12 protein-coding genes are annotated in these 24,754 nt (G+C 70.3%); 5 read left to right on the plus strand and 7 right to left on the minus strand.

The window, feature by feature from the left end; all coding sequences use genetic code 11:
• The first annotated feature begins 184 nt into the window (after positions 1-184).
• From CMC5_RS31410 to CMC5_RS31425, 4 genes are all read left to right on the plus strand, one after another.
• The gene (locus CMC5_RS31410) at positions 185-1,834 is read left to right on the plus strand and encodes a PAS domain-containing protein (protein WP_281180890.1); all 1,650 of its coding nucleotides are present in this window, start codon (positions 185-187) and stop codon (positions 1,832-1,834) included.
• A 134-nt stretch (positions 1,835-1,968) separates the two neighbouring features.
• Complete coding sequence (locus CMC5_RS31415; protein WP_050433849.1) at positions 1,969-2,598, plus strand: glutathione S-transferase family protein; 630 nt, start codon at positions 1,969-1,971, stop codon at positions 2,596-2,598.
• Between the two features lie 107 nt (positions 2,599-2,705).
• Positions 2,706-3,332: a glutathione S-transferase family protein gene (locus CMC5_RS31420; protein WP_050433850.1), complete on the plus strand. Its 627-nt coding sequence runs from the start codon at positions 2,706-2,708 to the stop codon at positions 3,330-3,332.
• 1,081 nt (positions 3,333-4,413) lie between these two features.
• Positions 4,414-7,596 carry a PD-(D/E)XK nuclease family protein gene (locus CMC5_RS31425; RefSeq protein WP_156338999.1) on the plus strand — a complete coding sequence of 1,061 codons (3,183 nt, stop codon included), beginning with the start codon at positions 4,414-4,416 and terminating at the stop codon, positions 7,594-7,596.
• A gap of 85 nt (positions 7,597-7,681) precedes the next feature.
• Here CMC5_RS31425 and CMC5_RS31430 read toward each other — a convergent pair whose 3' ends face one another.
• A complete protein-coding gene (locus CMC5_RS31430) occupies positions 7,682-8,527 on the minus strand; it encodes a hypothetical protein (protein ID WP_050436238.1) in 846 nt (281 codons plus the stop codon).
• A 478-nt stretch (positions 8,528-9,005) separates the two neighbouring features.
• On the opposite strand from CMC5_RS31430, the gene CMC5_RS31440 reads away from it, so the two are divergent.
• Positions 9,006-13,322, plus strand: a complete 4,317-nt coding sequence (locus CMC5_RS31440) for a UvrD-helicase domain-containing protein (protein ID WP_245677852.1) — start codon at positions 9,006-9,008, stop codon at positions 13,320-13,322.
• A gap of 117 nt (positions 13,323-13,439) precedes the next feature.
• Here the strand turns inward: CMC5_RS31440 and CMC5_RS31445 are convergent, their stop codons facing one another.
• The 6 genes from CMC5_RS31445 to CMC5_RS46685 all read right to left on the minus strand — a co-directional run bounded on the left by CMC5_RS31445 (position 13,440) and on the right by CMC5_RS46685 (position 24,750).
• Complete coding sequence (locus tag CMC5_RS31445; protein WP_050433853.1) at positions 13,440-14,765, minus strand: serpin family protein; 1,326 nt, start codon at positions 14,763-14,765, stop codon at positions 13,440-13,442.
• Between the two features lie 229 nt (positions 14,766-14,994).
• Positions 14,995-16,299 carry a serpin family protein gene (locus tag CMC5_RS31450; RefSeq protein ID WP_245677853.1) on the minus strand — a complete coding sequence of 435 codons (1,305 nt, stop codon included), beginning with the start codon at positions 16,297-16,299 and terminating at the stop codon, positions 14,995-14,997.
• Positions 16,300-16,616: 317 nt separating this feature from the next.
• Positions 16,617-17,948, minus strand: a complete 1,332-nt coding sequence (locus CMC5_RS31455; RefSeq protein WP_050433855.1) for a serpin family protein — start codon at positions 17,946-17,948, stop codon at positions 16,617-16,619.
• A gap of 155 nt (positions 17,949-18,103) precedes the next feature.
• A complete protein-coding gene (locus tag CMC5_RS31460; protein WP_050433856.1) occupies positions 18,104-19,441 on the minus strand; it encodes a serpin family protein in 1,338 nt (445 codons plus the stop codon).
• Positions 19,442-19,777: 336 nt separating this feature from the next.
• Positions 19,778-21,121 (minus strand): serpin family protein, encoded by a 1,344-nt coding sequence (locus tag CMC5_RS31465; protein WP_050433857.1) that lies wholly within the window; start codon positions 21,119-21,121, stop codon positions 19,778-19,780.
• Between the two features lie 308 nt (positions 21,122-21,429).
• Positions 21,430-24,750, minus strand: coding sequence for a hypothetical protein (locus CMC5_RS46685; protein WP_050433858.1), 3,321 nt, complete (start codon positions 24,748-24,750; stop codon positions 21,430-21,432).
• Between the last annotated feature and the right edge of the window lie 4 nt (positions 24,751-24,754).

Consider the following 24,754-nt stretch of genomic DNA (forward strand, 5'->3'; position numbering starts at 1 on the left):
TTCGCGCGTCTGCGCGTGAAAGAGACCACGATCCAGCCGCTTCTGGGTATCATGAACGGTCTGGCTGCCCTAAGGTCGAATCCACACGTGGCATTCGATTCGGGGGTCGAGGCGACGTTCTGCACGAGCCGACGCACCGGATCACGAGGCAGAGCGCTCACCATTCTCTCTCGCGGTACACATGATGGATCCGAATGCGCATGACACGCTGCTCGACGCGTGTCCGGACATGCTATCGACCCACGGCCACGACAGCGCTTTCGTGAACGCCTCTGGTGTGTGCGAGTCGCTCCTCGGCTGGTCGCCGCGAGAGCTGTCGGGGAAGCTCCTCGCCGAGCTGGTCCATGACGAGGATCGTCGCGCGTTCGACGCCCGGTGGCGCAGGGGCGTCGAGCACGAGGGAGAACTCGTCACCATGCACTGCCGCCTCAAGCGCGCCGACGAGAGCTACGCCTGGGTGGAGCTGCGGCTCCAGGGGGCGCGGGCCGCACGTGCGCTCGGCGCGAACGGCGCGAACGGCGCGAACGGCGCGAACGGCGCCTCGCCGCACATCCGCTGCGCGGCCCGGATGCTCGCGCCGCACGTGCCCGTGGAGTACGCCTACAGCCAGCCGGAGACGGTGGAGCACGCTGCCCGGCACCGCGACTTCCTCACGCGGATCATCCCGGGAATGGTCTGGTACTGCCAGATGAACCCGGACGCGACGCTCCGGCCGGCGACGTACATGAGCCGCTACCTGGAGCGGCTGGCCGGCTACTCCCCGGAGCAATGGGTCGGCACCCCTGGCATGTGGGCGAACCTCATCGATCCCGAGCAGAAGGCCGAGGTGCTCGCCGCCACGCGGGAGGCGCTGCTCCACGGTACGCCGATGCCTCCCTACCGGCTCCGGGCCCAGGACGGGCGCTACCTGTGGCTCCAGTCGGACCTGTTCGTCGAGCGGCAGGACGACGGAACGCCTCTGTACATGTACGGCCTGTCCCTCGACGTCACCCGCTACAAGGAAGCCGAGCTGCGCATCGCCCAGCTCCTCCACGGCGAGCAGGAGCTGCGCGAGCGCCTCGACGGCCTGGTCCAGAGCGTCCCCGGTGTGCTGTGGGAGCGCTGGGAGGGCGACCCGGAGCCGCTCGCCAGCGCGGCCTTCTGCAGCGAGAACGTCGAAGTGCTCACCGGGCACAGCGTGGAGACCTGGCGCGAACGAGGCGGCGGGTTCGTGGCCATGGCCCCCGCAGCGGAGCGCGCGCGCGTGGAGGAGGCCTGGACGCAAGCGTGGGAGCGCGGGGCCGCAGCGCTCCGTCAGCCGATCGTCACGCGCCAGGGCGAGCTGCGGTGGCTGGAGCACCACGTCCGCGTGCTCCCGGCCCGCGGCGCCGACGGCGTCCGCTGCATGCGCGGGGTGACGCTCGACATCAGCGAGCAGATCCGCCTCGAAGAAGAACGCGCGCGCCTGCGCCACGAGGTCGAGCAGCAAGCCCAGCGCATCGTCGAACTCTCGGTGCCGTTCATCCCGCTCGACGATCGCGTCGCCATCCTCCCCCTGGTGGGGACGATCGACGCCTCGCGCGCCGATGCCCTCGTCGGAACCTTGCTCGACGGCATCGAGCGCACCCGCACCGAGATCGTGGTCCTCGACATGACCGGCGTCCCCACCCTCGATCGCGACAGCGTCGACGTGCTGGAGCGCGCGGCCCGCTGCGCGCAGCTCCTCGGCGCCCGGCTGGTCATCGCCGGCGTGCGCCCGGAAGTGGCGCGCACGCTGGTGCAACTCGGCATCGCGCTCGAAGGCGTGGAGCTGAAGCGGAGCCTCCGGGGTGCGCTCGCCGCTTACATGACATAAGTGGACACGGTGCGTGGAAGAGACGCCGCGGATGGCGCAAGCCGCGTCGAGCAGGGCGGAAGCTGCGTCGACGACGACAGCACGTCTGGTCCTCTTCAGCGCCTTCGCCTAGAACGCGCGCCGGAGGTCAGCTCATGTCCATCGTCTTCTACTTCAGCCCCTGGTCGAACGCCGTCCGCATCCAGGCCTCGCTCGCCGAGCTGGGCACGCCGCACGAGGTCGTCACCCTCGATCTGAAGGCCGGCGACCAGAGGAAGCCCGAGTTCCTCGCCTTGAACCCCAACGGCCGTGTGCCCACGCTCGTGATCGACGGCGCCCCGATCTTCGAGTCGGTCGCCATCCAGATCGCCCTCGGCGATCGCTACGGCGTCGAGAAGGGCCTCTGGCCTGCTCCTGGCACCGCCGATCACCTGCAGGCCCTGAGCTGGCTCGTGTGGAACCAGGTCACGCTGCACGGCTGCACGTTCCGCTACATGCAGTCCACCGGCAAGTTCGTCCCCGAGGGCTACCAGCACCAGCCCGCGCTGGCCGAGCACTTCCTGAAAGACGCGCTCGAACAGCTCCGCATTCTCGACGCCCACCTCGCGGGCCGTGAGTACATCGTCGGCGACCGCTGCACGCTGGTCGACATCGACGTCGTCGCCGGGCTCAACTTCGCCATCCAGGTCGCGCAGCTGGACATCACGCCCTTCCCTCACCTCGCCGCGTGGCAAGGCCGCATGATGCAGCGCCCCGCCCTCCGCTCCGCACTCGGTGGCGGCTGAGCCCGAGCGACCTGAACGGCCGCGACCGCGCAGCCTTCGTCGAGCCCTCCTCGAGGCACCTGGCCTGATCGCGCGCCTTCGCCTAGAACGCCCGCGGAGGTCAGCTCATGTCCATCGTCTTCTATTTCAGCCCCATGTCGAGTGCCGGCCGCGTCCATGCGTCGCTCGTCGAGCTGGGTGTCCCGTACGAAACCGTCACCCTCGATCTGCAAGCGGGTGATCAGAAGAAACCCGAGTTCCTCGCCCTGAACCCGAACGGCCAGGTGCCGACGCTGGTGCTCGACGGCACCCCGATCTTCGAGTCGGTCGCCATCCAGATCGCCCTCGGCGAACGCTTCGGCGTCGAGAAGGGCCTGTGGCCCGCGACGAGCTCACCCGAGCACCTGCAAGCGTTGACCTGGCTGGTCTGGACCCAGGTGTCGCTGCACGGAGACGTGTTCCGCTACATGATGGCCGCCGGCATGACCAGCGCGAAGGACGCGGCGAACCCGGCGCAAGCCGAGCTGCTCCTGGGAGAGTCCCACAAAGCGCTCCGCGTCCTCGACAAGCACCTCGAAGGCCGCGCGTACCTCGTCAGCGACCGCTGTACCCTGGTCGACATCGACGCCGTCACCACGCTGGGCTGGAGCCTCTCGTTCGCCAAGATCGACACCAGCGCCTACCCGAACCTCGCCGCCTGGCTGGAGCGCGTGTCGAAGCGCCCTGCCCTGGCCGCCCTGTTCTCCGGCGCCTGACCCTCAGCCGCTCGACCCCTCCTCGCCGCCCGACCCCACCCCGGCCGCGACGCGCGCCGCTCCCCAGCCCCGAACCCACCCGGACACGCGAGGGACACCCCGCCGCGGTGTCGGAACGCGCCCCGATCGCGAAAAAACGCGTTCCCACTTCTCTCAACGTCGCCCCAACCCGTTCCCGCGCCGTTGAAACATCTCTCAACGTCGCCCCAACCCGTTCCCGCGCCGTTGAGACATCTCTCAACGTCGCCCCAACCCGTTCCGACGCCGTTGAAACATCTCTCAACGCCGCCCCAACCCGTTCCCGCGCCGTTGAGACATCTCTCAACGTCGCCCCAACCCGTTCCCGCGCCGTTGAAACATCTCTCAACGTCGCCCCAACCCGTTCCCGCGCCGTTCCCACTTCTCTCAACGCCATCCACGCCCGCACCCGCGCCGTTCCCATACCTCGGAGCGCCACCTCGCCTCCTCCACCCCTTTCGCGCTCCTCCTTCAGCCTTCTCTCGCCCCCTGCTTCGGCGCTTCCTGCCCCCACGCCTCCAGCACGCCCAGCGCGACGGTCCACCCGCGCTCGTCCCCTTCGACGACTCACCCATCGACCGACGATCCCCCTCGCGTGACGCCTGCGTTGGTCCATCTCGTGCATACCGCGCGTCCTGGTCCATCTCGTGCATGGCGACGCGACGTCAGCCTCCCGCGGGCGCCCGGTCCATTTCCTGCAAGCGGCGGCTTCATCCCCAACCCATTGGGGGTCCTTCCTCGCCACGGCCCCATGGATGGTAGCCGCGCGGCTCGCGGCACCATTCTCGACGCGGTCCTCCCGCGCACAATTCGACATCCATTCGTCTGTTCAGTGGGGATCGTGGGCCGCACGCACCGGCTCGGCCCGCTTCTCGGCGCGCGCACCGATCGAAGAAATCGTGGCGTCGACCATTGCATCCTGGTCATCCAATCAGTAGAGCCTCGCTTGGAACAGTCGCCCCCGCCGTTCTGCGGCGGCCAGAGCCCCTGCTGCGCGAGGCGCACCTGTGTGCGTCGTGTGGCGCGGGCCCGTGCGATCCGGGGCGCGAGCGAGCACGTCCACGTGATTGAAGGGTCCCTCCTCCTCGTCCCCACCGAGCGCCACGTCGAGCTCGAGCTCTCACGGCAGGAGACTCGACTCGGGGAGGATCACGGCACCGCGATCCACGACGGGCCGGTGCTGGCACGGTGGCCCTTCCTCGCCGGGTGTCTCGCGAAGCTCTGCCCCGAGCTTCGCGTCGCGACGCCGCACGCTTGCCGGCTCGCGACGCGGGTGGCGCTCGACGCGCTGGCGCCCGGGCGGCTGCGGCAGCCCTCGGAGCCCGCGGCGCAGGTGGCGCTGGCCTTCACGTTCGACCGGGCGCTCGGCGGGCTGCGGCGCGCGGGCACCGAGCCCGACGATCTGCGCGGGGTCGGGTCGCCGTTCGCGGGCGCGATCGCGGACGTGCTGGAGCATGCGGACGCGCTCCTTTCGGACGCGGGCCTCGTCGATCCGCGCGGCATCGGCGCGGTGCTGGGGCGGGCGCTGCGCGATCTTCCGCGGGGGTTCCCGCTGCCGAGCGCGGTGACGGTGCGCGGCATCGCGGCGTGGGAGCTGGACGATCTGACGTGGGTGGAGGCGCTGCACGCGGCCATCCGGCGGCGCAACGGTCAGGGTGTGACGGTGGAGCTGCCGCAGATCCGCGGGCCCGAGGGCGACGCGATGGAGCCCATCGCCGATACGCTGGAGAAGCGCTGGGCATCGCTGGCCGACGCGCCGGAGCTGCTCTGGACCACCGCCAGCGCCGGGGCGTCGGGCGCGGCGATCACGGCGCGCACGCCGGAGGGAGAGGCGCGCGCGGTCGCGACGGAGGTGGCGCGGGCGCTCGCACGCGGTGTGGCACCAGAGCGGATCGCGATCGTGGTGCCGACGCTGGACGACGCGGCGATGGAGCCTTTGCGGGCGGCGCTGCTCGACGCCGGGGTGCGCTTCCACGAGCCACGGGGGCGCGCGGCGGCGAGCTGCCCGGACGGGCGCGCGGCGCTGTCGTTGCTGAAGCTGGCGCAGACGCCGGTGACGCGGGAGCAGACCATCGAGCTTCTGCGCGCGCCGGGTCTGTCGACGGTGCCCTGGACCGATCGAGGGAGCCCGCGGGAGGCCGCGCGGCGAGCGCAGCGGCTCGCGCACCGGCTGCGCGAGGTGCCGGTGGAGGTGGATCGCACCGGCAAGCTGCTGGTGGAGGCGCTGCGCAAGCTGGTGGAGAAGCAGCAGGAGGAGCGCACGGCGCGCGCGTCACGGAAGCGCGGGTCCGCCGGGGAGATGGCGCTGCCGCTCTCCGGGGGAGACGATGGGCTGCCGCCGGTGGCGGTGGCGGCGCGTGCGCCTCGCGGTGGGAAGCCCGGGGACGACGAGGACGAGAGCTGGATGCCGTTCGCGCTGGAGCGGCTGCTCGCGAGCGGTCGGCATCTGGGCGAGGGGGAGACGCGGCCAGAGCTGGCGCGGCGGCTGCTGGCGCTGATGGATCAGCTCAAGCTGGGCGTGCCGGTGGCGGACGAGCTGCGGTCGATGCTGAAGGCAGAGCTGCGCGGTGGGGGTCGGGGGGCCGGGGGGCTGCCGCAGGTCGAGGGGGGCGCGCTGGCGATGGAGGCCATCGGTCAGGGGGCGCGCGCGGCGAAGATCGTGCGCGAGCTGGTCGAGGGCATGGCGCAGGCCTCGCGCACGCTGGGGCTCGCGGAGCGGCCGTGCACCGTGGAGGAGCTTTACGCGGAGCTGGAGCGCGCAGCCACGGAGGTGGGGGTGTGCCCGCAAGGGGCGCCGGCGCGGGCAGGCGCGGTGCGGGTGGATCTGCCCGGTGGGCTCGCGGGGCTGTGGCACGAGGTGGTGGTGGTGACGGGGCTGTCGTCGCGCGCGTACAGCGGGGCGGCAGGGCCGGAGGACGTGCTGGTGGGCGAGCACCTGCGCGCGAAGCTGCCGCCGCAGTGCAGGCCGCCGTCGATGCGCGAACGGCAGGGCTACCAGCGGGCAGAGCTGTCGTGGGTGGTGGCGGGCGCGACGGCGGTGTCGGTGAGCTACACGCGGGGTGACGAGAGCGAGCCGTCGGATCCGCATGCGCTGTTCCGCTGGGTGTCGGTGCGCAAGGCGCGCAAGCACGAGGAGCCGGCGTCCCGGGTGGCGCTCTCGGCGTCGAAGCTGGGGCCGCGGGGCGCCGAGCTGATCGCGCTGGCGAGCGGGGCGCCGCCGTCGACGGACGTGGCCGAGCGGGCACGCATCGAGCGGGAGCGGGCGGCGTTCTTCCTGGATCTGCGGGTGCCGGCGGAGGCGCACACGGGGCAGGTGGAGGTCGGGCGCGACGCGGCGCTGGGGGCGCAGCTCCAGGCCGCGGTGGGCGGGGGCAAGGCGGAGAAGCCGATCGCGGTGACGCACATCGAGCGCGCGATGGGGTGCCGGTTCGCGGCGTTCGCGCGGCGGGTGCTGCGGGTGCGGCGGGTGGAAGACCTGCTGGAGTCGGCCGACGCGCGGGAGCGGGGGACGATGATCCACGGGGCGCTGGAGGCGGCGTTCGAGGCGCTGCGGGAGCTGAGCCCGGAGAGCGATCCCGACGTGCAGCTCCAGCGAGCACGGGAGGCCGCCGAGGCCGCGCTGGGGGCCGACGCGGCGATGGCGCCGCTGCGGCGGGACGCGATCGAGAAGGCGGTGTCGGACGCGCTCCAGGTCGTGGTGCGCACGATCGACGCGGGCGATCCGGTGCGGTTCTCGCTGGCAGAGCAGCGGTTCGGGGCGCGCGAGGACGCGCCGTGGGGCGCGCTGGAGCTGGAAGACGACGAGGGGGGTGGCGAGAGCCTGTTCGTGGACGGGGTGATCGATCGGATCGACCGGAGCACCGACGGGCGGATCGCGCGGGTGATCGACTACAAGACGGGGCGGCTGCCCGACAAGAAGCAGCAGGAGCGGGCGCTGCAGCTCCCGCTCTACGCGGCGGTGGTGCGCCGGGCGCTGGGGGCCGAGGAGGTGCGCGCGCAGTACATGGCGGTGCGCCAGCGCGGCTTGGTCGAGGAGTCGCCCGCGAAACCCGAGGCGCAGATCGCCTTCGCCGACCGGGCGCCGCAAGCGGCGACGGAGGCGCGCAAGGCGGTGCGGGCGCTGTGGGTCGGAGACGTGGCGCCGCGGCCGACGCGCCAGGACATGTGCGCGAGCTGCGATGCGCGCGACGTGTGCCGGCGGCCGGCGGTGATGCCGATCGAGGAGGCCTCGGAAGAGCGAGGCTGAGGAGCGGGAACGCGCTGGCGCTCGGGAGGCAACGCGCTGGCGCTCGGGAGGGAGCGCGCTGGCGCGCAGGAGGGAACGCCGTCGCTCAGGAGGGGGAGGTCGTGAAGAGGGCGGATGCGTCGCCGATGGCGGCCGCGCGGCGGACCCACTGGTCCAGCTCGGTGAGATCCGTGCTCGCGAGCACGCGCTTGCGCACGGTGGCGGGGATCTTGATGGCCCGCGCCTCCAGCACGGCGAGCACGGCTTGCGCCTTGCCTGTGACCAGACCATTTCGCTCCCCTTCCAGGAGCCCCTCCCGTCGACCTTGCGCAACGTAAGAGCGTGCGAAATTGCTCTGATACACGTACCCGTTCTTCATTTTCGCCTCCAGGCTTCGCCTCGCGGCTTGGTTCAGCGATGAGAGTACCACGTCGATGTAGAGCCGTTGCCGTTCCGGTGGAACCTTGGCGATGGCCCCGATGGCGGCGAGCCCGATGGAGAGACCTTCAGGGCTCCGTCCATGCGCCATGGCGGAAAGAACGGCGATCTCCGGGTTGCCACGCGCATCTTGGCGCTTGGTAATTACGGGGATCGCCTCGGGTCCGATCACAAAAGGTGTGAGAGTCCAGCCAGGGACACCGACGCGGATGGGCCTGGCGCTCCACCTTGCAATGGTCGGGTCGGTCGTCACCACCAGCAGACAGACGAGGCACTGATGACGCGCACGCACCGCGGTCAGGTAGGAGGGCCAGGTGTACTTCTTGTTGGGGTCGCGCCCGAGCTGCGCTTCGATGACGATGGCGAAGACGGGGCGACCCGCGAGGAGCAAGACGACGAGGTCGGCGTGACGCGCGACGGGGAGGGCTTCGGTGAGATCCGCGGGCACGATGCGGGCCTCGGAGAAGGAAGGCACCGGGATGTCGAGGAAGTCGCGCAGGAACTCGGCGGCCATCGCGGGTCGATGCCGGAAGAGAAGGAGCAGCGCTTCGTGGGTCGAGGAAGGCACGTGGTTTCCGCCGTGATGTCCGGCGTGGGACCCGTTCACGGCACATGCCAGCAGGTGCTCTCGCTGCAAATGCTTGAATCGATGTGAGAATGGCGAGCGGCGGGTTCCGCGCGACCGTTCTTTCTTCGTCGACCGCCATGGCGCCGACAGGCGTGGGCCAGGGGGTGGCGCGTGAGGTGATGGAGCTGCGCGAAGGGGCGCGGTGGAGAGGGGGGCGGTGGAGAGGGGGGCGGTGGAGAGGGGCGCGGTGGAGAGGGGCGCGGTGGAGAGGGGCGCGGTGGAGAGGGGGGCAGTGGAAAACGGGGCGGTGGAAATCGAGGTCAGGGGGGCTGCCCGGACGGGCGAGGGAGGCCGCCTGTGCAGGGCGCGGGTGGAATGCAAGGTCCCGTTGCCTGAACAGCGGTTCATGCAGTAAAGCCTCACCATGTCCTCGAAGCCGCCGCGCGGCCGTTCGGGCTCCGCCAAAGCCATGGGGGCGCGGCCGCTTTCGCGTGCCGTGCGGTCCGGGCCGGTCGGGGATACGGTGTTCGAAGCGGATCTCGGCGGTGGCGATATAGACTTCGACGTGGATTCGGATGTGGCAGCGTCGCTGTTCGCGCACGTGAAGCCGGGAGCGGCTGCGTCGGGGCGATCTGCGTCCGAAGAGCGTGGAGACGAGCGGGCGCTTCGGGGATCGCGCGACGGCGAGGAGCTGGACGCGGGCGACGGGAGCGCGGACGGCGGGAGCGTGGACGACGGGGACGCGGCTGCCGCAGAGGCTGGCGAGGACGACGCGGAAGGGGCCGTCGAGCTGGTCGAGAGCGAGCCAGTGGTGCCGAGGGGGCCGCTACCGCCGCTGTCGAACGACGACGCTCGGCTCTACGCCTTCAAGCGCAACGTGGTCGTCGCGGCGAGCGCGGGGACGGGGAAGACGTACCGGCTCACGGCGCTCTACCTGCTGCTCACGCTGGGGCTCACGTCGTCGGGGCAGCTCGGGCCGCAGTTCGCGGCGAAGGCGGTGCTGCCGGATCGGATCGTGGCGACGACCTTCTCGCGGGCGGCGGCGGCGGAGATCGCGCACCGCATCGAGTCGGTGCTGAGGAAGATCGCGGGCTGGGACGGGCGCGGGGAGATCCCGGCGCTGCCCGAGGTGATCCGGGCGCGGGAGGCGACGACGGGAGAGTTTCTGTCGCCCGAGGAGCTGAAGAAGCGCGCGGGGGAGGCGCTGGGGCGCTGGGGGGCGGCACGGATCGATACGCTGCACGGGGTCGCGAAGCAGATCGTGGACCGGCACGCGATCGCGATGGGGCTGACGCCAGGGGCGCGGATCCTCGACGAGGAGGAGGCGCAGGCGCTCAGCGATCTGGCGGTGGACGAGGCGCTGTCGGCAGCGCTCGCGGAGGGCGGGGAGCGAGGCGATGCGGCGCGGGCGATGCTCGCGGCGGCGGGCGGCGTGGATGTGGCGCGGGCGCAGATCACGCGGCTGCTGGATCGGCTCGACGAGGAAGGGCTGACGCCGCGGACGCTGGCGTTGACGGATCACGCGGCCGAGGCGCGGGCGCTGCGCAAGGAGTTCGCGCGGGTGGCGGTGGCGCTCGCGACGGGGGGGAATCCGAAGCTGCAGGCGCCAGCGAACACGCTCGCGGCGGCGCTGCGCGGGGTGTCGCACGATGCGCCGCTGCCGCGCGGGGCGTGGGGGCCGGCGGTGGAGCTGATCACCACGCCGAAGCGCGGCAAGAAGACGCCTGCCGACGAGGCGTTCGTCGCGTTCTGCGAGGAGCTTCCGGGCGATACGCTGAAGGACAAGGCGCACAAGCTGCTCGGGTTCCTGCGGGATGCGCCAGGGCTGGGGCGGCGCGAGCAGCTCATCGTGGAGCTGCTCGAAGAGGTGAAGGTGCGGCTGGCGACGATCCGGCGCACGGAGGGGGGGCTGGGGTTCGGGGACCTGCTGCGCGCGGCGCGCGATGGGTTGCGTGACGACGTGGGCGTGGGGCAGGCGGTGCGCGACCAGGTGGACGTGCTGCTGGTCGACGAGTTCCAAGACACGAGCGCGGTGCAGCGCGATCTGGTGTACCTGCTGCGCGAGCGCGAGGACGCGGCGCGGATGCGCAAGCCAGGGGACGCGCCGACGGCGGCGGGGCTGTCGGAGCACGGGCTGTTCCTGGTCGGGGACCGGAAGCAGTCGATCTACGGGTTCCGTGGCGCGGACGTGTCGGTGTTCAGCCGGGTCTGCGCGGAGCTGGCGGGGAGGACGGCGGGAGAGGCGCTGGGGCTGCCAGAATCCTTGTGGTCGCCGCGGCCGGTGGCGGACTTCGTGGCGCTGAACGAGAGCCGGCGGTCGACGCCGGAGGTGCTGCGCTTCGTGAACGAGTTCTCGGTGCGGGACTTCGCGCAGGATCGGCTCGGGGCGCCGGCCGGGGCGCCCGTCCGGGACTTCGAGGTGTCCTACGGGACGGCGGAGCACCTGAAGCCCGTGGAGGGAGCGACGCCGCCGTCGTCCGACGTGGTGCTGATCGGGGACGACGGGGAGGCACCAGAAGACGCGGAGTCGCTGGTGCGCGACGCGAAGGGGCCGCTGCGCGAGGCGCTGGTGGCCGCGGCGTGGGTGGCGAAGCGGGTGCGCGAGGGCGGGGGGGAGCTGAAGTTCAAGGACGTGGCGGTGCTTGCGCGGCGGCGGAGCACGATCCCGTTGATCGAGCTCGCGCTGGGGCGGCTGTCGGTGCCGTACGTGGTGGCGGGGCGGGCGCTGTTCGATGCGCCGGAGATCCGCGACACGGCGGCGGCGCTGCGGCTGCTGCTCGATCCAGGGGACCAGCTCGCGCTGGCGACGGTGCTGCGCGGGCCGATGGTGGGGCTCAGCGACACGGCGCTGGCGATCCTGGCGCCGCCGGGGCGAGGGCTGACGGTGCCGCTGCTGGGGCGGTGGCCAGCGCGGCAAGGGAGCGCGGAGGCAGGAAGCGCGGGAGGCGCGGGAGGCGCGAAGGGGGGGAGCGCGGACGCGACGGACGACATGACGGCGTCGGCGCTGGAGCGGTTGCCCGCGCAGGACCGGACGCGGCTGGAGCACTTCCGGTCGAAGTTCTCGGGGCTCCGGCGGGCGGCGCTGCGCTCGTCCCCGGGGGAGGCGATCCGGGCGGCGATCGCGGCGTTCGATCTGGACCGGGTGCTGGCGGCGCTGCCGCGGGCCGACGCGCGGATCGGGAACCTGGATCGGCTGGTGGCGATCGCGCGGCGGCGCGGGGGGTCGCTGGCGAGCTTCGTGCGGTGGCTGGATCGGCGGATCAGCGACGAGGCCGACGAGCCGGAGGCGGCGGTGTTCTCGCAAGAGGACGACGCGGTCCGGCTGACGACGATCCACGCGAGCAAGGGGCTCGACTTCGCGGCGGTGGTGGTGGTGGACCTGAACGCCGCGCCGATGCCGCAGCTCCCGGGGCTGGGGTTCGTGCCGGCTTCCGGGGACCGGCCGGCATCGCTGTTCGTGCAGCACTACGCGCGGCGGATGGATCGGGCGGGGCGGGAGGGGTCGCGCTACGAGGCGGCGGTGGAGGCGCTGGCGCCGCTGTACGCGGTGTCGACGCCGGCGATGAAGGAGGCGCGGGAGGAGATCCACGCGCGCGAGCGCGCCGAGCGGCAGCGGCTCAGCTACGTGGCGATCACGCGCGCGAAGCGGGAGCTGGTGCTGGTGGGGCCGGCGGCGAAGCCGCGCAAGGGGTCGGCGTGGCTGACGCTGAAGGCGGCGTTCGACGCGGAGGCGATGCCCGGGGTGGTGCGCACGGTGCTCGACGCGAAGGCGCTCCTGCAGGGGGCGCACGCGCCAGAGGCCGGGCTCGATGTCTATGCGCGGCCGGTGACGCCGTTCCGGCACGCGCCAGCAGCGCGGTTGGCCCACGCGCGCACGGTGGCCATCGACGCAGGGGCGCTGGCGCTGTTCCAGGAGTGCCCGCGGCGGTTCCGGCTGCGGCACCTGCTGGGGGTGGAGGAGCCGGCCCCGAAGGCGCAGCTCGGGCTCTTCGATCTGGAGGGGCCGGCCGAGGTGCCCGGCGAGGAACGGGTGGAGCTGATGGAGGGCGCGGATCCGCGGCCGCCGGGGCGGGCGGCGCACCGGGTGCTGTCGCGCTGGCCGCTCCAGCGCTGGGGGGTGCCGACGAAGGTGGGCGAGGTGATGGAGCGCCTGTCCGCCGAGGGGATGGGGCCGGAGCATCCGGAGGCGATGCGGCTGGCGCAGGGGATCGCGGCGTTCCTCGATGGGCCGTACGCGCGGCGGGTGCGGGTGGAGCAGGCGGCGGTGCTGGGGGATGAGGCGTTCACGCTGGGGGTGGATCCGCGGATCATCGAGCGAGGGCGCGGGGCGCATCTGTCGGTGCGCTGGGCGGCGGATCTGGTGGTCGACTTCCCCGACGGGTCGGTGGACGTGATCGAGCTGCGGCGGGCGCGGCCTCGGACGAACCTGTCGGCCTACGAGCTGGTGCTGCGGGTGGACGCGCTGGCGTTGCACCGGCGCTCGGAGGGGAGGCCGATCCGGGCCGGGGTGCTGTTCCTGGGGAGCAAGCTGGAGCCCACGTGGCTGCCAGCGCAAGGCGAGGGCGGGGCGCTCGCGCTCGAGGAGCACGAGCGGTTCGAGCAAGGGCTTTCGTGGCTGGCCCAGGGGTTCGCCGAGGCGCGCGGGAACGAGCGCTGGGAGCCCGTGCCGGTGGAGACGTGCCGCCGGCTGCGCTGCGGGTTCATCGAGATCTGCCACGGAGAGAAGGACGCGACGGTCTGAGCCGCCGTGGGGCCGCGCAGGGCCGCGGGGGGGGGCAGCACAGGGCCGCGCAGGGCCGCGCAGGGCCGCGCAGGGCCGCGGGGGCAACGAACGCGGCCAAGGGCGACAGGTCGAGGCCTACGAGTCCAAGGGGTTGCTCACGCGGCCCACGAAGATCACGGCCTGGGTGGCGCGGTCACGGATGAAGAAGAGGAAGGGTCGATCGGCCTTCACCGACGGCGGTTCGTTGCTCGACACGTCGAAGCCGATCACCGCGGTCGAGGCGGCGGCCTCTGTGCCGCTCTCGTCGACGCTCACGAAGGACTGGTGGACGACCTCGGCGAGCGCGAGGCTTCCGCTGGTCGAGATGCCCGACAGATTGGCCTCGGAGGTGAAGGCGCTCGCCATGCCCAGCTTGCTCAGCAGCTCCTTGAGCTTGAACTTCGCGTCGATCGAGAACCTGGGCATCTCGAGCTTCACCGCACGGGGCGTGAGGCCCGCGACGACTTCGTCGAAGCGCTCGAAATCGAGGCCTTGCTCGAAGGCGTCGAGATCGTCGGGGACGACGAGGACCATCTCGACCTCGTCCCCGTGGTAGGGCAAGGCGATGGCCTGATAGCCCGCGCCTGCGCCATAACGCCCGTTCCGGAGGGCGCGCATCATGGGCACGTTGACCCGCGCGCCCGCCTGGGTGGCGAAATCGCTGTACTGCGTGTCTCCCACCTCGAACCGCTCGGCCCAGGAGGCAGAGAAGTAGATCGCGTTGGTGAGGACGAAGCGCGTGTCTGCGGTGACCGGCGGGCTGCTCAGGAGGTCGTTGACCTTGTTCTCGGTCTTCTCGGACACCCAGCCGTTGATGGCCTCGATGGAGTCCTGGGTGCGCTCCTTGAAATCGGCGACGTACAGGGGGGAGCCGTAGCTCTCGCTCAGCACGTTCAGGAAGGGGTTCTCGAAGGTGTAGCCGAGCTGGCCCCAGAGCGAGTTGGCGACGACGAGACGGAAGGAGCTCGCTCCGTCGTGGGACGCACGCTTCCCTCGGCTGGCGAGTGCCAGGTCGAGGGCGTTGAACGCAGGGTGCAAGCGGTCCTGCGGCAAGGTGAACTGGAGGGCGGTGGCGATGTCCCGCTCGGTCTGCTCACGGGCACCGGCCCACGTCATGGCGAGCGCGGTGGAGATGCTGTGCGGTGAGTAGAAGAGGTTTCCGGGCGTCTCGCGGAGGTGCTCGTAGAGGGCGAGCGCGAAGCGGGCGTTGTCCCGGGCCAGGACGTCGGCGTCGGCCGCCGGGACCTGGGGGCTCAGGTTGCGTTCGACGCTTCCGGCGAACGCGCAACCGATGATGGGGGCGTCTTCACAGGACGGTCTGCCCGTGTCGTCGGGCGTCTCGTCGCCGCTCGACCCCGAGGTGCATCCGACAGCCACCAGGGAGAGGAGGAGAGGGAGGGTCTGGGACCAGCGCATGGTCATGCGGAAAGCAAGCGGCGTTCCGGAGCCGAGGCGAGGGCGAGGACGCGCGCACGTCGCAGCGCAGGGGCGTCGGCGCGCGCGGTGGCACAGGGTGCCCCGGTCAGGGGTGATCTCACCGCGGCGCAGGGTGACACAGCTCACGGGCGGGAGAGGTGCCAGCGCGGGGTAGGAGGTCCGATGCCGTCGGCGAGGGCGCGAGGGCGCGGTGGTGAAGGGGGAGCGGCGGCGCTCAGGGATTGGCGACGCGGCCGACGAAGAGCACGGCGCGCGTCTCGATGTCGCGGATGAAGAACAGGAAGGGGCGATCGAGGTGCAGCTCGGCGATCTGCGAGGGATCCGGGGCGCTCGTGGGGACGGCGACGACGGCGGTCGCTGCAGCCGCTTCGGTTCCCGCCTCGTTCACCTTCACGAACGACTGGTGCACCACGTCGGCGAGCATCAAGCGGGTCTTCTCCGAGATGCCCGTGAGATCGGCGTCCGGGGTGAACGCGATGGCCATGCCCAGCTTGTCGAGGGCCGACTTGAGGCTGAACTTCGCGTTGATCTCGAACCTGGGCATCTCGACGTCGACGAGGCGGCGGCTCATGGAGGCGACCACCTGGTCGAAGCGCGCGCCGTCGAGGCCTTGCTCGAAGGCGTCGAGATCGTCGGGGAGGACGAGCACCATGTCGAGCTCGCTGCCGTCGTAGGGGAGCGTCGCCGCCTTGAAGCCCGCGCCCTCGCCGTAGCTGGCGTAAGGAACGCCGGCCATCGTGGGCACGTCGCGCACGTCACCGGCCTGGTTGGTGAAGGGTCGGGGCTGGGTGCGCTCCTCCTCGAACGGCTCTTGCCACGCGGCGTTGAAGTACACGGCGTTGGTGAGCACGAGTCGGGTGTCGGAGGTGACGGGGGGGCTGGAGAGCAGGTCCTTGATCCTGTCCTCCGTCTTCTGGGCGACCCAGCCGTTGATCAGATCCAGGGCCTGCTGGGTGTGGCGCTCGAAGTCGACGACGTGGACGCCAGCGCCGTAGCTCTCGCCGAGCACGTCCAGGAACGGCTGCTCGAAGGAGAAGCCCGTCTGGCCCCAGAGCGCGTTGGCGACATGGAGGCGGAAGGGCTGGCCGTCAGCGCCAGCGGCCCCCTGCCCTCGGCTCGCCAGCGCGAGGTCCAGGGCGTTGAAGGCCGGGTGCAGGCGCGCTCGAGGGAGGTCGAAGCGCAGGGCCTTCGCCATGTCCTGCTCGGTCTGTCCGCGCGCGCCGGCCCAGGTCATCGCGAGGGCGCTGGAGATGCTGTACGGCGAGTAGAACAGGTTGCCGGGCTCCTCGCGGAGCTGCTGGTAGAGATCGAGGGCGAAGCTCGTGTTGCCTTTCGCCAGGAGGTCACTGTCGGCAGGCGAGACCTGGGGGTTCAGGTTCCGCGCAGCTTCGCTGGTGACGACACAGCCCGCAGTGTTCGGGTCGCTGCACGCAGGGCCGGGGTCGTTCGGCTCGGATCCATCCCCGCTGCTCGTCGTGCAACCAGCAGCAGCCAGGGACAGAACCAGGGGGATGGACATGAAGAAACGCATGTCCCTTTGCCGAGCAAGGAACGTACCCGGCCGTGATGCCCCTCACTGAGCGGCCTCGTTGCGCAGCAGGGGCACGGCCTGACCAGGGACACAGGATCGGGGCCTCGGAGGTTTCGATGGGAGGGTGGGTGGCGCGCCGAGCGGGATGATGACGGCAATGCCCAGGTCGAGGCGCAAGGTGGCACAAGACCGTCCCTGGAGACCCGGTGCCTTCAGAGCGGCTCGTGGCCGGCGACGCCCGTGACGCGACGCCCCCACCAGACCAGGTGGGGGCTCCTGGAAGGAGGCCGTCGTGACGGGGAAGGTCAGTTCCCGGCGGGGTCGCTCACCCGGCCGGCGAAGACGACGGTGTGCGTCGCGATGTCGCGGATGAAGAACAGGAACGGACGGTCGAGGTGGAACTGCACCATGTCCGACGGCGCGCTGTCGCGGCCGATGATGACCGCCGTCGCCGCGGCCGCTTCCGTGCCGGTCTCGCTCACGTTCACGAACGACTGATGGATGACGTCGGTGATGGAGAGGTGCTCCTGCGTGGAGATGCCTGAAAGATCGGCCTCCGCCGAGAAGGCGATGCCCATGCCCATCTTGCTCAGGACGTCCTTGAGCGAGAACTTCGACGCGAACTCGAACTTGGGCATCCGCGTCTCCACGAGGCGGGGACCCAGGCCAGAGAACACCTGGTCGAGGCGGACGGCGTCGAGGCCTTGCTCGAAGGTGCCGAGGTCGTCGGGGAGCACGAGCACCATGTCCAGCTCCTGTCCGTCGTACGGCAAGGAGGCCGCCTTGAAGCCGGGTCCCTCGCTGTAGGTCGTCTCGAAGGTGCCGTTCATCATCGGCACCTGGACGCTCTGCCCCGCCTGGGTGGTGAAGCTGCCGGGCTGGGTGTCGTCCTCCTCGAACTGCGCCAACCACGAGGCGTTGAAGTAGACGGCGTTGGTGAGCACCATGCGGGTGTTCGGGGTGACGGGGGGCGAGGAGAGGAGGTCTTTGATGCGGTCCTCGGTCTTCTTCTCCACCCAGCCGTTGATCAGGTCCACGGCCTCCAGGGTCTTGTTCACGAAGTCGACGACGTGAACGCCGGCGCCGTAGCTCTCGCCGAGGACGTTCAGGAAGGGGGCCTCGAAGCTGTAGTTGATCTGGGCCCACACGGCGTTGGCGACCGTGAGGCGGAAGGGCTGGCCGTCCGCGCCCTGGGCGCCTTGTCCACGGCTGGTCAGCGCGAGATCCAGGGCATTGAAGGCGGGGTGCAGGCGGTCCTGCGGGAGGGTGAACCGGAGGGTGGAGGCCATGTCCTGCTCGGTCTGGCCACGGGCGCCCGCCCAGGTCATCGCGAGGGCGCTGGAGATGCTGTACGGCGAGTAGAAGAGGTTGCCGGGGTCCTCGCGGAGCTGCTGGTAGAGCGCGAGGGCGAACTCGGTGTTGCCCTGGGCGAGGGCGTCACGATCGGTCGCGGGGATCTGGGGGCTCAGGTTGCGCGAGGCCTCGCCGACGACCACGCAGCCGGCGATGCCGGGGTCGTTGCAGGCGATGTCATCACCCGGCAGGTCGGGGTCGGTGTTGGGATCCCTGACGCCGGTCGAGGTGCAAGCGAGGGCGGTCAGAGAGAGGGTAAGCGGGAGGAGGTGGAGGAAGCGCATGCCCTCTCTGAAGCAAGGGGCGTACCGCGGCAGGGGGCGTACCGCGGCAGGGGGCGTACCGCGGCAGGGAGGCGTACCGCGGCAGGGGGCGTACCGCGGCAGGGAGGCGTACCGCGGCAGGGGGCGTACCGCGGCAGGGGGGCGTACGGCGCGACTCAGGAGGGGGAGGGATCGCCGACGCGACCGACGAACAGCACCGCGCGGGTCTGGAGGTCGCGGATGAAGAACAGGAACGGCCGATCCAGGTGGAACTGCACCATCTGCGAGGGGTCGGGGGCGCTCTCGTTGCCGACGATGACGGCCGTCGCCGCGGCGGCTTCGGTGCCGGTCTCGCCGACGTTCACGAAGGCCTTGTGGACGACGTCCATGATGTAGAGGTCCCCTGCGGCGGAGATGCCCGAGAGGTCGGCCTCCTCCGTGAAAGCGATCGCCATCCCGAGCTTGCTCAGCGCGTCCTTGAGGGAGAACTTCGCCTCGAACTCGAACTTGGGCATCTTCGTCTCCACGAGGCGCTGGCTCAGACCCGAGAACACCTGGTCGAGGCGAGCGGCGTCGAGGCCCTGCTCGAAGGCCGCGAGGTCGTCGGGGAGGACGAGCACCATGTCCAGCTCGCCGCCGTCGTACGGCAAGGACGCCGCCTTGAAGCCAGGTCCCTCGCTGTAGGTCGTCTCGAAGGTGCCGTTCATCATCGGCACCTGGACGCTCTGCCCCGTCTGGGTGGTGAAGCTGCCAGGCTGGGTGTTCTCGTCGTCGAACTGCGTCTGCCACGCGGCGTTGAAGTAGACGGCGTTGGTGAGCACCATGCGGGTGTGTTTGGTGATGGGGGGAGAGGCGACGAGGTCCCTGATCCGCTCTTCGGTCCTCTTCTCCACCCAGGCGTTGATGAGACCTACGGCCTCCTGGGTCTTGTTCACGAAGTCGACGACGTGGATACCCGCGCCGTAGCTCTCGCCGAGCACGTCGAGGAAGGGGGCCTCGAAGCTGTAGTTGATCTGGCCCCACACGGCGTTGGCGACCGTGAGGCGGAAGGGCTGGCCGTCGGCGGCCTGGGCGCCTTGTCCACGGCTGGTCAGCTCGAGGTCGAGGGCGTTGAAGGCGGGGTGCAGGCGGCCCTGGGGCAGGGTGAAGTGGAGCGCGGAGGCCATGTCCTGCTCGGTCTGGCCACGAGCACCGGCCCAGGTCATCGCGAGGGCGCTGGAGATGCTGTGCGGCGAGTAGAACAGGTTGCCAGCGGGCTCGCTGAGGTGCCGGTAGAGCGCGAGGGAGAACTCGGTGTTGCCCTGGGCGAGGGCGTCACGATCGGCTGCGGGGATCTGAGGGCTCAGGTTGCGGGAGGCCTCGCCGACGACCACGCAGCCGGCGACGCCGGGATCGTTGCAGGCGATGTCTTCACCCGGACCCGGCTGACCGGGTTCAGGGTTCTCGGTGCCGGTCGAGGCACAGCCGAAGGCCGCGAGGGACAGGGCGAAGGGAAGGACACGGAGGAAGCGCATGCTCGCCTTCAAGCAATGGGTGTGCCGCGTGGCACCACGCGCGCTCGACCGCGGCGCAGGCTGGAAACGCGCCGAACAGGAGTGGTCATGCGCCGTGGTGTGCCAGACACGTGGCACACCGGGGAAGGCCAGCCATGCCGCTCTGGGGGGTGCGTGAGGTGAGCGTAGGCGACAGGCGCGGTGGCGCCCCCGTGGAGCGAGAGCGCGAGCCACCATGTCGCTGGAAGAGGTGGGGGTGAGGCCCGAAGGCGCGGGGGCCTTCGTCACGACAGGGAGCGGCTGGGCGGGGAGCGGCTGGGCAGGGAGCAGCGCGGCGAGGCGCTTCCCTGCACCACGTCACTTCGTGGGATCAGCGACGCGGCCGACGAACAGCACCGAGCCGGTCGCGATGTCGCGAATGAAGAACAGGAAGGGTCGGTCCAGCGTGATCGACGCCGGCTCCTCGGGATCGGGGATGCCACCCCCCAGGACGAGCACCGCGGTGGCCGCGGCAGCCTCGGTGCCCTTCTCGTCCACGCCGACGAAGGCCTTGTGGATCACGTCGGAGATCTGCAGGCCCTCGGTCGAGCTGATGCCGGAGAAATTGGCCTTCTCGGTGAAGGCGTCGGCCATGCCCAGCTTGCTGAGCGCGTCGGCGAGGCTGAACTCCGAGTCGAAGCTGAAGCGCGGGATGCGCGTCTCGACGCGGTGGTCCTGGAGCGAGCCGAGCACCTCGCCGAAGCGGGCGCCGTCGAGGCCCTGCTCGAAGGTCGCGAGGTCGTCAGGGAGGACGACGACCATGTCGAGCTGGTCGCCATCGTAGGGGAGCGTCGCGGCCTTGAAGCCGTCCCCTTCGCCGTATGTCGTGTCGAGGAAGGCGTGCATCATGGGGACCTGGACGGCCTGATGCTGGTCGGTCGTGAAGGTCGCCGTCTCGGTGTTGTCCTTCTCGAACATGTCCTTCCATGCGGCGCTGAAATACACGGTGTTGGTGAGCACGAGCCGCGTGGACGGCGAGACCATGTCGGGGCTCAGCAGGTCCTTGATCTTGCCCTCGGTCTCCTGCTCCACCCAGGTGTTGATCAGGTCCACGGCCTGGTCCTTCTTGCGGGCGAAATCGACGACGTGCATGCCTGCGCCGTAGTTCTGGGCGAGGACGTCGAGGAACGGCGCCTCGAACGCATAGCCGGTCTGTCCCCAGAGCGCGTTGGATGCGTGGAGGCGGAAGGGCAGGCCGTCGGCCCCCTTGGCTCCCTGACCCCGGCTCGACAGTGCGAGATCGAGGGCGTTGAAGGCGTTGTGGAGCTGCTGCTGCGGCAAGGTGAAGCCGAGCGTTGCGGCCATGTCGTCCTCGGTCTGCGCACGGGCGCCGGCCCAGGTCATCGCGAGGGCGGTGGAGATGCTGTACGGGGAGTAGAACAGGTTGCCCGACTCGGCGCCGAGGTGGCCGTAGAGCGAGAGCGCGAAGCTGGTGTTGCCCTCGACCAGCGCGGTGAGCTCGTTGGCCTGGACGGCGGGGCTCTCGTTCCGCGCCAGCTCGGAGCGCACCACGCAGCCCGCGGTGTCGGGGTTGTCGCAGCCGCAAGGCGGGGCATCGGCGGCCTTGGGCGTCGAGGAATCACCGCAAAGATCGGGGGCGCTCGTCGTACATCCGAGAGCGGCGGCGGAAAGGAAGAGGGGAAGGAGCTTGAGGAACCGCATGGCGTATCTGTTTAGCAAGCGACATGCCGGGTCTACCCCGCGATGAAAACAGCCCTCGAACGGCCAAGAATCGGGCCGTGAATCGGAAGGGATCATCCGCAGGTCAGGAGGGGGGGTCGAGAAGCGAAGAGGGGAGGTGAGCCCGCAAGGGCGTGGCTGCCGGACAGCGACACAGGGTGGCACAGCCTGGCTGAGGTCGTCGCGACGCTCCTCTCACAGGATGCCCTCGGCACACGGTGGGGAGAGTCGGTGAGCTCTGGCGGGGGGATGCCGAGGAGAAGACAGGGACAGGCCATTCCGGCAGATGCTCACTCGTCCTCGTCCTCGTCCTCGTCGTCCTCTCCTTCGGCCTCGTCTTCGTCCCCATCCTCCTCTTCAGCCCCGCTCTCGTCCTCGTCGTCGCCCTCGTCGTCGCCCTCGTCCTCTTCGGTTCGCTTCAGCGAGAGCTTCGGAAACCGATCGCCAGAGAGGTCTCGACCCGCTGCCTCCCACGCTTCTGCCATCTGGGTCAGCTCGTACCAACCGAGCGGGGACGCATCGATGAAGAGGCGCCCCTCCGAACGCTGGAACTCGAAGAGGGGCAGTTCGAACTCGCCCAGGATGCGGGGCCCATCCTCGTAAATCCCCCACAAGAGGATCGATTTCTCGCCACTCACGGCCGCGGCGACCACCCGCCCCTTGCAAGCGGATTTCATGTCGAAGCAGTCGAGGCCGCCGCGCATCCTCAGCTCGCTGACAGTGTCGCGTACGGTGAAGAGGTAGCCTTCCGAATGGGTCGCTACCAGGACCCACCCATCGGCGAGCGGCTCGCAGAAGTTGACCTCCTCCTGGTCCTCACCGAAGTCGCGAACGAGGACCATGTCGTTCGAGTGGATGCCGACCCGCCAGAGCTTCGTGTCGTCGTCGGTCTGTACGAGGGCGTGGGTCTGGTCCCAGTTCACCACGGCGTTGCTGGGGTGAGGCGTCACCAGGGCCGTCTCGAAGAGCTGCCCGTCCTTCGCCACGCAGAAGCGGAACGAGCGCTTCGCCTCTTTCTTCCAGCCCCAGCAGCTATCGCTTTCTTTGTCGATGTCGGTGACGTCCCGCGCGCCGGTGCCGAACATGGCGCGAACGGGCTTCGGGATGGTCTTTCCTCGTGGCAGAGGGGACTTCTTGCCGAGGTAGCGCAAGCCAGGGTGTCCAGCAGGCGGCTCGATGACGAAATCTTCGGGCTGCTTCGGTGGCGCCGCGGGGGTGTCATCGTCATCGTCCTGCGACTCGTCATCGTTCTCGTCGTCGTCGTCGTCGTTCTCGTCCTTGGCTCGGTCGGTCACGGCGACCTCCGGATACGAGCGTGGATCCGTGGCGAGCCGTTCGAGCAGCGCTTCAGGGTGGAGGATCTCGTACCCCCTGGCGTAGCTCCCCGTCCTCACGGGCTCCCCCGAGACACGCACGAAGAGACGGTCGCCGCTCGGAACGACGTCGGCGATCGAGACGTCCTCCTCGCACTGGAGGCTCGCCAGACTGCGGAGCGTGGCGCCGTCGAAGCCCAGAATGCGCAGGGATGGCGCGTCATTGCCCGCGTCGGCGAAGGTCATGACGATCCGCCCATCGAAGAAGGTCTTGAGATCGTCGGCGTGCACGTCCCATTCCGCCTCTCGTACGAACCCTTCGTCGGAGGGCCCGTACACGACCAGCGAGTCGCTCGACAGCAGCAGGATCCTGCCTTCCGGCCCACAGGCCACGGTAGACATCCAGCCATCGAACTCGAAGAGCTGTCGCACCTTGCCCGCGGCGAACTCCAGCTCGTACACGGCGCCGGAGTCGACGGCGACGAGGGCGGTCGCGCTGTCTGGGCGGGCGGCGAGGTGGTACTCGGATGACCAGACGCCCTCCAGATCGGCCAGGCGAACCTCGTCACCTTCCAGCCAGGCGAAAGCGATTGCCTTGCGGAGTGGCCTCACGATGCCGAAGGGGCGTCCGTCGGGCGCCACCTCCAGCGCGAGGGGCCTGGAGAACAGCCTCCGGACATCTACCGATGGCTGGGGCCGAGACGGTAGCTCTTCGCGCTTGCGCGCCTCGAACTGGAGGTCACCTTCGATCAACTGAAACGGGGGGTCCTTGGACGGATCTCCGGCAAACGCCTCGTCGTCCTGGTCTTCGTCGCCTTCGTCGTCGGACGCGGAATCCTCGTCGTCGGAGGCGGAGTCCTCGTCGTCGGAGTCCTCGTCGTCGGATGCTGCGTCTTCATCGTCGGACGCAGAATCCTCCTCAGCGTCTCGATCCTCGCGCTCCACCGCGACCCGGGCGACCTCGGCGAAGGCCCCGGGATCGGCCTCGAGGCGCTCGAGCATCGTGCTCAGACCGACCAGCTCGCAGGTCACCGGCCCGGCCTTGCGGCCTCCGCGCTCGCTTCGACCCTGTGCCAAATGCCGTCCGTGCAACGAGAACAGGGCGCCGACGCTCACGGTCTTCCGGGCGAGCAAACGAAGGGTGGGCCCGTCGAAGCCATAGACGGCGACGCACTCTTCACCGTCATCGTCCCACTGGGTCATGACGAGGATGCGGCCATCGAGGCAAGAGCACATGGCGTAGCCGGTGACATCCCACCCCTGCTCCAGCACCCAGGTGTCTCCATCGTTCCGGTAGACGACGAGCATGATGTCGGCGAGCACGAGGACGCGCCCCTCAGGTCCGTAGGCAATCTCATCGGCCCCGCTGACTCTCCCGTCGATCGGGAAGAGAAGGCGCTGGGTCCCGTCGCGGAAGTCGATCTCCCAGATGGCTTCGTCTTCGATGGCGATCAACGCAGTGCTGCCATCGTCGCGCGCCGCGAGGGTCATGCTGCTGACGTCTGGAAGCTCGGGCCCAGAGGCGGTGCAGAGGGTGTCATCGACGAGCCACGCGCCGACGCGGCTCCGATTCTTTTTGGCAACGCCATACACTTTGCCATCGGGGGCCATGCGGACATGAGAGGAGGAGCCGAATGGCTTCCACCGCAAGGCGAGCGCGCCAGGCCACGGCTCGTCTTCGTGGCGCTCGATGTTCAGCTCGAGCAGGGCGCGAGCGCCGGTTTCGTCCCCTGTCGCCTCGTCTGCCGCCCCCACGCTCCAGCTCCGCGAGGGCTGCTCTTCCGCGGCTTCTGTGCGCATGGCAGCGAGGGCGCGCTCGACCTCCGGATCCACCGCGGCGCGGGCCTCGAAGCGCGCGTGAGCGCCGGAGCGAGGCAGGTCGATGGGCCAGGCTGGGCCTGGTACGGGCTCGGGCCGGAGGGCAGCAGACCAGGCGTCCCAGTCGCCGTCGCTCTCCAGGACCTCGGCGAGCTGGACCTGATCGAGGGGGCAGGCTTCGTGGACGGCACGAAGCGCATGCGCGACGGCCTGCGCGAACGCTTCGAGGCACGGGCGGCTCCAGCCCGCGGGCCGCGCTCGCACGAGGGCCCAGCGCTCGGTCCACAGGAGGGGCTCGACCAGCTCCACGGTGTCCGGATCGAGGGCGCGCTGCCATGCCATCGCCGCCGCCCGCCTCGCCGTGCCATCCAGTGCGCTCGCAAAGCGGAGCTCGTAGGAGAACAGGTCCTGCTGGAGGGAAAACCAGTCCGCAGGTTCCACGCCGAAGAACACGAAGGGGTACGACGCTGCGTCCGACATCGGG

The organism is Chondromyces crocatus (assembly GCF_001189295.1).
Taxonomy (GTDB): domain Bacteria; phylum Myxococcota_A; class Polyangia; order Polyangiales; family Polyangiaceae; genus Chondromyces; species Chondromyces crocatus.